At 68.1% G+C, this 11,592-nt stretch carries 10 protein-coding genes; 3 read left to right on the forward strand and 7 right to left on the reverse strand.

Going from position 1 to position 11,592, the window contains the following annotated elements; genetic code table 11:
• The first annotated feature begins 152 nt into the window (after positions 1-152).
• The gene (metG, locus tag OG225_RS29600; protein WP_405178234.1) at positions 153-1,715 is read left to right on the forward strand and encodes a methionine--tRNA ligase; all 1,563 of its coding nucleotides are present in this window, start codon (positions 153-155) and stop codon (positions 1,713-1,715) included.
• Positions 1,716-1,787: 72 nt separating this feature from the next.
• On the opposite strand, the gene OG225_RS29605 is transcribed toward metG, so the two are convergent.
• Positions 1,788-2,540, reverse strand: a complete 753-nt coding sequence (locus OG225_RS29605) for an isocitrate lyase/phosphoenolpyruvate mutase family protein (protein WP_405178235.1) — start codon at positions 2,538-2,540, stop codon at positions 1,788-1,790.
• Positions 2,537-3,439: a 16S rRNA (cytidine(1402)-2'-O)-methyltransferase gene (rsmI, locus tag OG225_RS29610; RefSeq protein WP_405178236.1), complete on the reverse strand. Its 903-nt coding sequence runs from the start codon at positions 3,437-3,439 to the stop codon at positions 2,537-2,539. The genes OG225_RS29605 and rsmI overlap by 4 nt, the downstream gene beginning before the upstream one ends.
• A gap of 247 nt (positions 3,440-3,686) precedes the next feature.
• Between rsmI and OG225_RS29615 the strand changes: the two genes are divergently transcribed.
• Positions 3,687-5,327 carry a dolichyl-phosphate-mannose--protein mannosyltransferase gene (locus OG225_RS29615; protein ID WP_405178237.1) on the forward strand — a complete coding sequence of 547 codons (1,641 nt, stop codon included), beginning with the start codon at positions 3,687-3,689 and terminating at the stop codon, positions 5,325-5,327.
• 17 nt (positions 5,328-5,344) lie between these two features.
• Here OG225_RS29615 and OG225_RS29620 read toward each other — a convergent pair whose 3' ends face one another.
• Positions 5,345-5,707: a GntR family transcriptional regulator gene (locus OG225_RS29620; protein ID WP_405178238.1), complete on the reverse strand. Its 363-nt coding sequence runs from the start codon at positions 5,705-5,707 to the stop codon at positions 5,345-5,347.
• Positions 5,708-5,713: 6 nt separating this feature from the next.
• Complete coding sequence (gene arcA / locus OG225_RS29625; RefSeq protein WP_216914474.1) at positions 5,714-7,009, reverse strand: arginine deiminase; 1,296 nt, start codon at positions 7,007-7,009, stop codon at positions 5,714-5,716.
• Between the two features lie 124 nt (positions 7,010-7,133).
• On the opposite strand from arcA, the gene soxR reads away from it, so the two are divergent.
• Entirely contained in the window at positions 7,134-7,619 is a 486-nt protein-coding gene (gene soxR / locus OG225_RS29630; RefSeq protein WP_109527813.1) for a redox-sensitive transcriptional activator SoxR, read from the forward strand.
• On the opposite strand, the gene OG225_RS29635 is transcribed toward soxR, so the two are convergent.
• From OG225_RS29635 to OG225_RS29645, 3 genes are all read right to left on the reverse strand, one after another.
• Positions 7,588-8,427: an SDR family oxidoreductase gene (locus OG225_RS29635; RefSeq protein ID WP_405183409.1), complete on the reverse strand. Its 840-nt coding sequence runs from the start codon at positions 8,425-8,427 to the stop codon at positions 7,588-7,590. The genes soxR and OG225_RS29635 overlap by 32 nt on opposite strands.
• A gap of 119 nt (positions 8,428-8,546) precedes the next feature.
• On the reverse strand, positions 8,547-9,674 hold the full coding sequence (locus OG225_RS29640; protein WP_405178239.1) for a glycosyltransferase: 1,128 nt from the start codon (positions 9,672-9,674) through the stop codon (positions 8,547-8,549).
• Positions 9,675-9,764: 90 nt separating this feature from the next.
• Entirely contained in the window at positions 9,765-11,582 is a 1,818-nt protein-coding gene (locus tag OG225_RS29645) for a bifunctional diguanylate cyclase/phosphodiesterase (protein ID WP_216914515.1), read from the reverse strand.
• Between the last annotated feature and the right edge of the window lie 10 nt (positions 11,583-11,592).

The raw sequence follows: 11,592 nt of genomic DNA on the forward strand, positions 1-11,592 counted from the left end.
CGGTGACAGCACACCGGATGCGGGGATATTCGATCGAGCGACTGAATGCACGCGCATTACAGTAGTTAAACCATGAGCGAGCGAAGCGAGCGATCCATCCCCACCGCCGACGGTTCGGTCGTGCCGGAGCCTGATGTCAGGCAGGCGCAGGCATGAGCGACACCGATCGCCCGGCGTTCTACGTCACCACCGCCATCGCGTACCCCAACGGCGCACCGCATATCGGGCACGCCTACGAGTACATCTCGGCCGACGCCATCGCCAGGTTCAAACGGCTCGACGGCTACGACGTGTTCTTCATGACCGGCACCGACGAGCACGGCCAGAAGATGCAGCAGACCGCCGCCACCGAAGGTGTGCCGGTGGAGGAGCTGGCGGCGCGCAATTCGGATGTGTTCGAGGCGATGGACAAGGCGCTCGACATCTCCTTCGACCGTTTCATCCGCACCACCGACGCGGATCACCAGACCGCGAGCGTGGCCATCTGGGAGCGGATGCTCGCCAGCGGCGACATCTACCTCGGCAACTACTCCGGCTGGTACTCGGTGCGCGACGAGGCGTTCTACACCGACGAGGAGACCACCGTCCAGGAGGACGGCACCAGGATCTCCACCGACACCAAGACCCCGGTCGAATGGACCGAGGAGTCCAACTACTTCTTCACACTGTCGGAGTACCAGGACAAACTGCTCGCCCTCTACGACGAGCACCCGGAATTCATCGCGCCCGCCACCCGGCGCAACGAGATCGTCAGCTACGTCAAGGCGGGCCTGAAGGATCTGTCGATCTCGCGTACCACCTTCGACTGGGGCGTGCCGGTGCCCGGCCACCCCGATCACGTCATGTACGTCTGGGTCGACGCGCTCACCAACTACATCACCGGCGTCGGCTTCCCCGATACCGATTCCGCCGCGTTCGGGAAATTCTGGCCCGCGGACGTGCACATCATCGGCAAGGACATCACCCGTTTCCACGCGGTCTACTGGCCCGCGTTCCTGATGTCGGCCGGTGTGGAATTGCCGAAACGTGTTTTCGTGCACGGGTTCCTGTACAACAAGGGCGAGAAGATGTCGAAGTCGGTCGGCAATGTCGTCGACCCGCTCGCGCTCGTCGACGAATACGGCCTGGACGCGCTGCGCTTCTTCCTGCTCCGCGAAATCTCCTACGGGCAGGACGGCAGTTACAGCCACGAGGCCATCGTCGGCCGGATGAACGCCGACCTCGCCAACGAATTCGGCAATCTGGTGCAGCGCAGCCTCACCATGGTGAACAAGAACTGCGATGCCTCGGTGCCGACGCCGGGGGAATTCACCGAAGAGGATCGCGCGCTGCTCGACCGCGCGAATTCGCTGCTCGACCGGTGCCGTGCCGAATTCGACGCCCAGCAGATGCATCTCGCGCTGGAGGCGATCTGGCTGACGCTCGGCGAGACGAACAGGTATTTCTCGGCCCAGCAGCCGTGGGCCCTGCGCAAATCGGGGACCGAGGCGGATCTGGCCAGGATGGCGACCGTTCTGTACGTCACCCTCGAGGTGGTGCGGATCGTCGCGATCCTGGTGCAGCCGGTGATGCCGGGATCGGCGGCGAAGATCCTGGATCTGCTCGCGCAGCAGAACCGGACCTTCGCCGATATCGCGACCCCGCTCACCCCCGGTGTCGCGCTGCCCGCGCCGGAACCGGTGTATCCGCGCTACGTGGAGCCCAAAGAGGCGTAGTGCCAATGAATTCCGATGACGCCGACGTACCGGTTCCGGTACGTCGGCGTCATCGATTCGGACGCAGGTTCGCTACGTCCAGCGCGCGAGCAGGCGCTTGGCCTCCTCGGCCAGCGCGAACTGGAGGTAGGGCCCGAAGCTGATCCTGGCGACGCCCTGTGCGGCGAGTTCGGCCTTGTCGGAGGTGTCGGGAATGCCGATCGCGTTGACGGGCCTCGGCAATTCGGCGGTCAGGCGACGCATATCGGCATCGGAATGCCTGCCGACCGGATAGAGCACATCCGCGCCCGCCTCGGCCGCCAGTTTCAACCGCGCGATGGCACGGTCGACGCGGTCGGCCTCCTCGCCGTTCTTGCGCAGGAACAGGTCGGTGCGCGCGTTGACGACGACGTGCACGCCCGCGGCGTCGGCGAATTCGCGCAGCCCGCGCACGAAGTCGGCGTGCTCCTCGGGTGTGCGCAGCCGCCTGCCCTCGCTGTGCACCGTGTCCTCGATATTGAGCCCGACCGCGCCCGCCTCGAGCAGTCCCTCGATGAGCTGCGCCGGTTCGAGGCCGTATCCGGCTTCGATATCGACCGACACCGGCACCGTCACGGCGTCGGTGACCTGCCTGACCCTGGTGAGCAACTCGAGGAAGGTCATCCCCTCGCCGTCGCTGCGGCCGACCGAATCGGCGACCGGATGACTACCGAGGGTCAGTGCGGAAAAACCGGCGGACACGGCGAGGTTCGCCGACCACGCGTCCCACACTGTCGGCAGCACCGCCGGATTACCCGGCTGGTGCAGCTCGAGAAAGATTTTCGCTTTCTTCTCCAATGACGTCATGGCTCGATCATCCTCTCGTCGGATGAACGTGCGGTGAGGACCGCGTCGTAGAGTTCGCGCCGTGACACCCCGGCCATGGCGGCCACCTCGCCGCACGCGTCCTTGAGCCGCATCCCGCTCGCCGTGAGTGTTTCGACCTCGCCGACCAGATCGGCCGGGTCGGCGGATTCGGGCGCCGCGCCCGCCAGCACGACGGTGATCTCACCCCGGACACCCTCCTGCGCCCACGCCGCCAATTCGGCGAGTGTGCCGCGCACGATCTCCTCGTAGGTCTTGGTGAGTTCGCGGCACACCGCGGCGCGGCGATCGGGGCCGAGCACCTGCACCGCGTCGGCCAGGCAGTCGGCCAGCCGGTGCGGGGCCTCGAAGAACACACAGGCCCTCGGCTCGGCCGCGAGACTGCGCAGCCATTCGCGGCGCGCGCCGGATTTGCGCGGCGGGAATCCGTCGAAACAGAAGCGTTCGACCGGAAGCGCGGAGAGGGCGAGGGCGGTGGTGACCGCCGACGGGCCGGGCAGACAGGTCACCGGCAGGTCGCGTGCCACGCAGGCGGCGACCATGCGGTAGCCGGGATCGCTCACCGAGGGCATGCCCGCGTCGGTCACCAGCAGTACGGTCCGACCGCCCTCGATATCGGCGAGCAGCGTGGGAATGCGGGCGGTCTCGACGTGATCGTAGAAACTGACCACCCGCCCGGTGATCTCCACCTCGAGCGCCTTCGCCAGCGCCCTGGTTCGCCTGGTGTCCTCGGCGGCCACGATATCCGCGGTGGCCAGTGCCTCGCGCAATCGCCGCGACGCGTCACCGACATCGCCCATCGGCGTCGCGGCCAGTACCAATCTGCCACTGACACCGCCCGCCGACACCGCCGGTTCACCTGCCGCCGATTCGTCCGTCACCGCACTCCCGCCTCGACCTGACCCCCGGCGGTCGCCGGATCAACCAGCAGCCTAGTGCTCGCCGCCGGGCCGCCGGTCGCGCCGAACGGGAGGGCGCACGCTACCGGGTCCGGATCACGAGGTTCGAGTAACGAAGACGCGAAACAGGCATCGCGGACCGGGGCCGCGTCGGCGGGTTCGCGCTGACTCGGCAGTCGTGCGAGACATCCCGGGACCGACAGGCGGCGGGGCGGCGGTGTGCTCACCGATGCGCGACCGCCGGGCGGGAACCGCATACGATCGGGGCGTGACCCAGGTGACCTCCCGTACGAGCACACCGTTCGGGACCGTGCCACAGTGGTCGAGTCCCGCCCCGCTGCGGCCGTCCCCGGATTTCGGGCCGACCGACACCCTGCGGGGCTGGGTCGTCACCGCGATCCTGACCGCCGTCGCCGCCGTGACACGGTTGTTCCTGCTGCACAGTCCCACCGACGCGCGTACCCCTGTTTTCGACGAGAAGCATTACGCGCCGCAGGCCTGGCAGATGCTCACCGGCGGCGGGGTCGAGGACAATCCGGGGTACGGCCTGGTCGTGCACCCGCCGGTCGGCAAACAGATGATCGCCATCGGCGAGGCCGTCTTCGGCTACAACAGCTGGGGCTGGCGGTTCAGCGCCTTCGTCGCGGGCACGCTGCTGGTACTGCTGGTCATCCGGATCGTGCGGCGGATGGCGCGTTCCACGCTGATCGGCGCCATCGCGGGCATCCTGCTCATCTGCGACGGGGTGACCTTCGTCTCCTCGCGGATCGGCATGCTCGACATCTTCATGGCGTTGTTCGTCGTCGCCGCTTTCGGCTGTCTGATCGTCGACCGCGACGAGGTGCGGCATCGCCTCGCGCGCGCCGAGGCCCAGGGGCGTATCGGCGACACGTCGTGGGGACCGCGGCTCGGTGTGCGGTGGTGGCGTTTCGGCGCGGGCGTCCTGCTCGGGCTCGCGTGCGGAACCAAATGGTCCGGCATCTATTTCATCGTCGCGTTCGGGCTGCTCAGCGTGTTCTTCGACCTCGCGGCGCGGCGCACCTACGGGGTGCGCGCCCCCTGGTTCGGCACGGCGGTGCGCGATATCGGGCCCGCGCTGTACGCGCTGGTCCTGATCCCGCTCGGGGTCTATCTCGCGAGTTACTGGGGATGGTTCGCCAGCGAGACCGGGGTGAACAGGTACGCGGTCGGCAACCAGATCGGGCCGGGGGGCACCTTCTCGTTCGTGCCCGACGCGCTGCGGTCGCTGTGGTACTACAGCGGCGAATCCCTGCAATTCCACGAGGGACTGACCAACTCGGCGGGCAATCACCACCCGTGGGAATCCAAGCCGTGGACCTGGCCGATGGGCCTGCGTCCCATGCTCTACTACTACGCCGACGCCAATGTGGAGGGCTGCGGCCAATCCCAGTGCGTCAAGGCCGTCATGCTCGTCGGCACCCCCGCCATCTGGTGGATCGCGCTGCCGATCCTGGGCTGGATGCTGTGGCGCGCGATCACCCACCGCGACTGGCGCTACACCGCGGTGCTCGTCGGCTACGGCGCGGGCCTGCTGCCCTGGTTCCTCACCCTCGACCGGCAGATGTACTACTTCTACGCGGTGCCGCTCGCCCCGTTCCTGGTGATGGGAATCGCGCTGGTGCTCGGCGATATCCTCGGGCCCGCCAGGGAATTCGCCACGCGCCGAAGTCCCACGGGTGCGTTCCTGCCCCCGCTACCGAGTGAACGCCGCAGTCTCGGACTGCTGGCCGTCTGCCTGTACCTGGGCCTGGTCGTCGCGAATTTCGTGTGGCTATGGCCGATTCTGGTGGCCCACCCCATCACGCCGAGCAGTTGGCACGACCACCTGTGGTTGCCGAGCTGGCGCTGAGGTCGCACCGGAGCACGTCACCGCGATTCGAGCGCCGCCTTCACGTAGCGCACGGCGGTCTCGTCGTCCAGGCCGAGCCTGCGCACCGCCGTGACGTACTCGCTGGCCGCCCGCCCGGCCGCGTCCCTGGTCGGATCACCGGAGGACGCGATGAACGAGCCCTGCCTGCCCCTGGTCTCCAGCACCCCGTCCGCTTCCAGCTCGCGGTAGGCGCGGGCCACCGTGTTCGGGGCCAGCCCGAGCTGGGCCGCGAGGGCTCGCACCGTCGGGATCTTCGTACCCGCGGTCAGTTCTCCCGCCCGCACCCTGGCGATGATGCCCAGGCGTAGTTGCTCGTAGGGCGGTATCGGAGAGGCGGTGTTGATCGTGAACTGGAACATGGCGGCTCACACGTCATCGCGGGCGAGTGGACAGGACAGGCACCGAGGTCCGCCTCGCCCCGACCCCAATTCGGAGCCGGGTATGGGCAGCACCTCGATGCCCGCGTCCATCAGTCGCGCATTGGTCATTTCGTTGCGTTCGTAGGCGACGACCACCCCGGGCGCGAGCGCCAGGGTGTTGTTGCCGTCGTCCCACTGTTCCCGTTCGGCGGTCACTCCGTCCAGTCCCGTATCGATCACACGCAGTTTCCCGATCCCCATCGCCTCGGCGGCCGCGGGTAGGAACGGGTCGGGCCCGCGCATCGACACCCCGTCGCCGCCGCCGCGTCCGCCGTAGTGGTTCTCGCGGCGAATCGTGAACGCGCGCAGCGAGTCCCGCACGGCCGGGTACATGACAACGGCGTCGGTGTCGACCATCGTGCAGACCGTGTCCAGATGCATGGTCGCGCGATTCTGCGCGATCGGAACGACCAGGACGGTATGGGCGAGTTCGTCGTCGAACAGACTGCGCGCCAGGGCTTCCGCACCTGCGGGCGAAGTGCGTTCGCCGACGCCGACAGCGAGCACGCCCGAGGCCAGCAACAGCACGTCACCGCCCTCGATCGGCGCGGTATGCGATTCGTAGGCGCGGCGCACCCCGAGGAAACGCGGGTGGAAGGCGTAGATCAGATCGGTGAGCGAGGTCTCCCGCATCCGGGCGGGCAGCGCGAGCGAGGTGATCGCGACCCTCGGTCCGACCCAGAACGACGAATCCCTGGTGAACAGCAGGTTCGGCAGCGGATCGATGACGAAATCGGCGCCGTGGTGCATCCGTCGCACCAGCGAGGCCGTGGTCGGGCCGAACGGCAGTTCGTCGAAGGTCATCCCGGCCATGAGGATGTCGGCGAGTTCGGCGGCGGGCACACCGCGCAGGTAGGCCGCGAGTTCGTCGGCGAGGGCGTGCCCGAGGCGGCGCGCGTCGACCCCGGCGGAGATGCCCTGGATCCGCGCGGCGCCGCTGACCGCGATGGTCTCGGCGAGCAGGTCGGCGAGTAACAGCACCTCGACGCCGCGATCGCGCAGGACGTTCGCGAAGGTGTCGTGCTCCTGCTGGGCCCGCTCCACCCACGGGATGCCGTCGAACAGCAGTTGATCGTTGTTGCGTGGGGTCAGCCTGCGCAGCTCGTCGCCGGGTCGGTGCAGCAGCACGGCACGCAGTGCGCCGACCTCGGAGGTCACACCGAGACTCGTTTCGTCGGCGAGGCCGGGCGCCTCGTCGGGCGGACTCGCTCCGGTCCCCCCTGGCAACGCGTCTGCTCCCATGATCCGACCGTAGTTCGCGAATCGCTTCCGAGCACGCAATTCGCCCTTCGCATACGCCGGTGTCCGAATCTCACACCCGCCGCCATCAACCTGAAGTATTGTTGAGGTGAATGGAGGAGCGTGCATGTCGACTGCCGATTGGCGAGCGAAGGAACTGACCCCCGGGCAACTGTCCGAGCGTAGCGGAGTGGCCGTTTCCGCGTTGCACTTCTACGAACGCGAAGGTCTCATCAGCAGTCGTCGCACCAGTGGGAATCAACGTCGGTACACCCGTGAGACTTTGCGCAGGGTCGCGTTCATCCGCATTTCCCAACGGGTCGGCATACCGCTCAGCGAGATTCGGTCGGCGCTGGACAAATTGCCCGAAGGTCGCACCCCGACCAGGCGGGACTGGGAGACGCTGTCCACCACCTGGCGCACCGATCTCGACGACCGGATCAATCAGCTGATCCGCCTGCGCGACAACCTCACCGGCTGCATCGGCTGCGGCTGCCTGTCACTGGGCAGCTGCAAACTGGTGAACGAGCACGACCGGCTCGGCGTCGACGGCCCGGGCGCCCGCGTCCTCGACACCCACCTCAACTGCTCTTCGAAACCAACAGCCTGCTGAACGCGGCGCTGACCCGCCGCATCAGGAAGTCGTACGGGTAGCGGAACTTTCGCACCCACCAGAAGCCGAATCGAATATCGAACGAGCTGTAGACGATGAACCGATTGCGTTCGACGCCGCGCAGAATCGCGTTCGCCACCCGTTCCGGCGGAATGGCGTGCCCGGTGAATTTCGCGGTGAGTTTGCGTACTCGGGGATCGTCGCGGTCCACACCGACCAGATCCACACTGTGCACCAGCGGCGTATTCACCGCGCCCGGCGCCACCAGGTGCACGGAAATACCGTGGCGGCGCAAATCGATGCGCAGTACCTCGGAGACACCGCGAATTCCGAATTTGCCCGCGCTGTAGGCCGCGTGCCACGGCAGCGCGATCAACCCCGCCGCCGAGGACACGTTCACCAGTGCGCCACCGCGGCCCGCCCGCACCATCTGCGGCACGAAATTCTCGATGACGTGGATGGGCCCCATCAGATTGACCTCGACCATATTCCGCCAGTGCCGGTGTTCCAGCGTCTCGACGGTGCCCCACGCGGAGACGCCGGCGACGTTCATGACGATATCGAGGGCGTCGTGCTCGGCGTGGATATCGGCGGCGAACGCGGTGACCGCGTCGTAGTCGGTGATGTCGAACGCCCGGCTCGCCAGCACGGTTCCGCCCGCGGCGCGAATGGATTCGGCCGTGTGGGCCAACCCCTCTTCGGCGATATCGGTGAGCACGAGCAGAGCCCCCGCGTCGGCCGCGGCCAGCGCCGTCGCCCGACCGATTCCGCTCGCCGCACCCGTGACCAGTACCTTCGCCCCGCGCATCGTACTACGCCCGAGTTCTCGCACCGCTGCTCCCTGTCCTCGACTCCACCCGCTTCGTCCCCGCAGGCTACTCGGCCGGTCGCGCGACGGCCCATGCCTTACGGCCGATCTGTGACAGGTCACCGACCGAGGACGTCGAGCATGCCCGCCACCGCACGCGGCCAGGTGAACTGTTCGGCGCGGATTCGCGCGGCGCGTCGCCGCCCCACGGTCGGCAGCGCGAGCACGTCGGTGACCGCGTGCGCGAAGGCCGACGGGTGATCGGCGGCGACCGCGCCGCATTCGGCCGTGACGATGTCGACCAGCGCCGAGGAACGGCTCGCGACCACCGGGGTGCCCGCGGCCAGCGCCTCCAGCGCGGCGAGCCCGAAGGTCTCGTGCGGACCGGGCGCGAGCGAGACATCCGCGGTCGCCAGGAGTTTCGCCACCATGGTGCGATCGGAGATGAATCCGGTGAAGTGCACGGCGGGTGATCCGTCCGGCAGCGCGAGCAGACTCCGTGCCCTGCGTTCGAGCGCCTCGCGACGCGGCCCGTCCCCCGCGACGACCAGTCGCGCCGCCACACCGTCCTTGCGCAGTTCACCGACGGCCTCGATGCTGCGGTCCACCCGTTTCTCCACCGAGAGCCGTCCGCAGTGCACCAGGAGCGGATGATCGCCGACACCGAGGTCCGCGCGCAGCCGATCGTCGCGCCTGCGCGGGCTGAACAGATCGAGATCCACCCCGAGCGGTACGAGTTCCGCGTTCGCCGCACCGATCCGCAGGAATTCGGCGCGCGCGAATTCCGTTGTGCAGACGACGATGTCGTACTCCTCGGCGGTGCGACGGTTGGCGATGTCGGCGCAGCGGCGCGCGAGCGAACCCGGCATCACCTGGCCGAGGAGCCGGTCGAGCCGCTCGTGCGAGATCATCACGCTCGCCACGTCGCGGCGGCGGGCCCACCGTCCGAAACCGCGCAGCGTCAGCCGGTCGGACACCTCGAGGACGTCGGGGGCGAGCCCGGCCAGCACATCGGCCACCCGGCGCGGATCGGCCGCGCGGTAACCGCCGGTCCACGGGATCGCCAGCGCGGGCAGGGTTATTCGCACCGCGCCGGTCGGCAGCACCTCTTCGTCACGACGCGGACCAGGCACGATCAGGACGACCTCGTGTCCCGCCCTCACATATCCCTCGCCGAGGTGGTGCAGCGCGGTGCGCAGACCACCGGACCGCGGACCGTAGAAGTTCGCCAGCTGCACGATGCGCACCAGCCGATGGTCGCCCCGGCACCGTTACCCCGGGGACTGTAGCGTTCAACGGGGCGTGAACAGCTGGGGAAGAACGCGCGAAACCGCGGTTCAGCGCGCGGTCTGGGTCCGCCCGACGCGCGGCAGATCCAGATCGAGCGGAATCCGGCCGAGCGCCAGATGTTCCTCCACCTGATCCGCGGGCATCGGCCTGGCGATGAGGAATCCCTGGGCCCGATAGCAGCCCAGACCGACGAGGGTGCGCGCGGCGACGGCGGTTTCGACACCCTCGCCGACGACGCCGAGACCGAACGATCCGGCCAGGCCGATGATGGACTTCACGATCGCCAGATCGTCGGTGCTCGCGCCGAGTCGCTGCACGAAGCCGCGATCGATCTTCACCGCGTCGACCGGAAGCGCCTTGAGGTGGGACAGCGAGCTGTAGCCGGTGCCGAAATCGTCGATGGCGATCTGCACGCCCATGCGTTTGAGTCCGCGCAGGGTGACCTGGGTGCGCGCCAGATCCTGGACGACGACGTGTTCGGTGATCTCCAGGCAGACCGAACTGCCGTCGATGCCGAACAGCCGCAGGATGTCCTCGATGCGCTCGACGAAATCCAGGCTGACCAACTGCACCGGCGAGACGTTGATCCGCATGACCACATTGCCCGCCAACCCGCGCCGCCGCCATTCCGCGAATTGCGCGCAGGCCGACCTGATCACCCAGCGCCCCAGCTCACCGGCCAGGTTGGTAGCCTCGGCGACGGTGACGAAAGCGGCCGGGGGCAGCAGACCCCTGGTCGGGTGCATCCAGCGAACCAGCGCCTCGAGTGCGACGATCCGACCGGTGCGCAGATCCACCTCGGGCTGATAGTGCAGGAGCAGGGAACCGTCGGAGACCGCGCCGCGCAGATTCAGCTCGACATCGTCCTGGAGTTCGAATTGCGCGCGCATGGCGTCGGTGAAGACCGCGACGCCGTTGCCGCCCCCGGATTTGGCCGACAGCAGGGCGTGATCGGCGCGGCGCAGCACGTCGGCGACGGTGGTCTCGCCGGGAATGCCGACCGCGACGCCGACGCTGGCCCCACGGCTGACCGATTCACCGCCGACGGTCACCCGCCTGCCGATCAACTGCTGGATCCGCGCCGCCTCGTATTCCGCGGCGACCGCGTCCATCGGCTTGGCGGGCACGATGACGAATTCGTCGCCGCCGAGACGGGCGATCATGTCGTTGGGGTCCAGATGCTCACGCAGCCGCGACGACAGCGTCCTGATGAAGTTGTCGCCCGCGGTGTGCCCGAGGAAATCGTTGAGCGCCTTGAGCCGGTCCAGGTCGAGGAAGAAGGCGGCGACCGGTCCCGGGGAGCCCGCGCGCAGACGCTCTTCCATGTGTTCGAGCAGCGCGCGGCGGTTGGCCAGCCCGGTCAGGTCGTCGTGCAGCGCGATGTAGCGCAACCGCTCCTCGGCGACGACCCGCGCCTGGAGCTGGGCGAACAGCGCCGCGATGGCCTTGAGCACATTCAGTTCCCTGGTGCTCCACTCGCGGTCGCCCTCTTTGATGAACCCGAGCACCCCGGTCGACTCGCCGCGCGAGAGCAGCGGCATGGCGGCCGAGGTGACCTGCGGAATGCCCGAGGCGCGTCGCACCGTCTCCTGGTAGTCCGCGAATTCGGGGGTCGGCCTGGCCAGCACCGGTTCGGTCGAATGTTCGAGCTGACGGAAGACGCCGTCGGCGCTCTCGAAGTAGATGATGCCGAGCGGATCGGGATCGGGCACCTGCTGACGGTGCGGCCATTCGGCGACCAGGACCGTCGCTCGCCGTTCGCGGTCGGTATGACGCACGTAGCTGAAATCGACGTCGAAGTATTCGACCAGCTGGGCGAGCACGCGTTCGGTAGCCGCCACCATGGTCGTGGCGTCCACACCCATCAGCTCGGAG

This window comes from Nocardia sp. NBC_01377, from assembly GCF_045040005.1.
Taxonomy (GTDB): Bacteria; Actinomycetota; Actinomycetes; order Mycobacteriales; family Mycobacteriaceae; genus Nocardia; species Nocardia noduli.

Excerpts from the sequence above, each read along its gene's own strand:
- metG (WP_405178234.1), top strand. The coding sequence starts at position 153 with ATGAGCGACACCGATCGCCCGGCGTTCTACGTCACCACCGCCATCGCG.
- OG225_RS29605 (WP_405178235.1), bottom strand. The coding sequence starts at position 2,540 with ATGACGTCATTGGAGAAGAAAGCGAAAATCTTTCTCGAGCTGCACCAG.
- OG225_RS29615 (WP_405178237.1), top strand. The coding sequence starts at position 3,687 with ATGCGCGACCGCCGGGCGGGAACCGCATACGATCGGGGCGTGACCCAG.
- OG225_RS29620 (WP_405178238.1), bottom strand. The coding sequence starts at position 5,707 with ATGTTCCAGTTCACGATCAACACCGCCTCTCCGATACCGCCCTACGAG.
- arcA (WP_216914474.1), bottom strand. The coding sequence starts at position 7,009 with ATGGGAGCAGACGCGTTGCCAGGGGGGACCGGAGCGAGTCCGCCCGAC.
- soxR (WP_109527813.1), top strand. The coding sequence starts at position 7,134 with ATGTCGACTGCCGATTGGCGAGCGAAGGAACTGACCCCCGGGCAACTG.
- OG225_RS29635 (WP_405183409.1), bottom strand. The coding sequence starts at position 8,427 with ATGCGCGGGGCGAAGGTACTGGTCACGGGTGCGGCGAGCGGAATCGGT.
- OG225_RS29645 (WP_216914515.1), bottom strand. The coding sequence starts at position 11,582 with ATGGGTGTGGACGCCACGACCATGGTGGCGGCTACCGAACGCGTGCTC.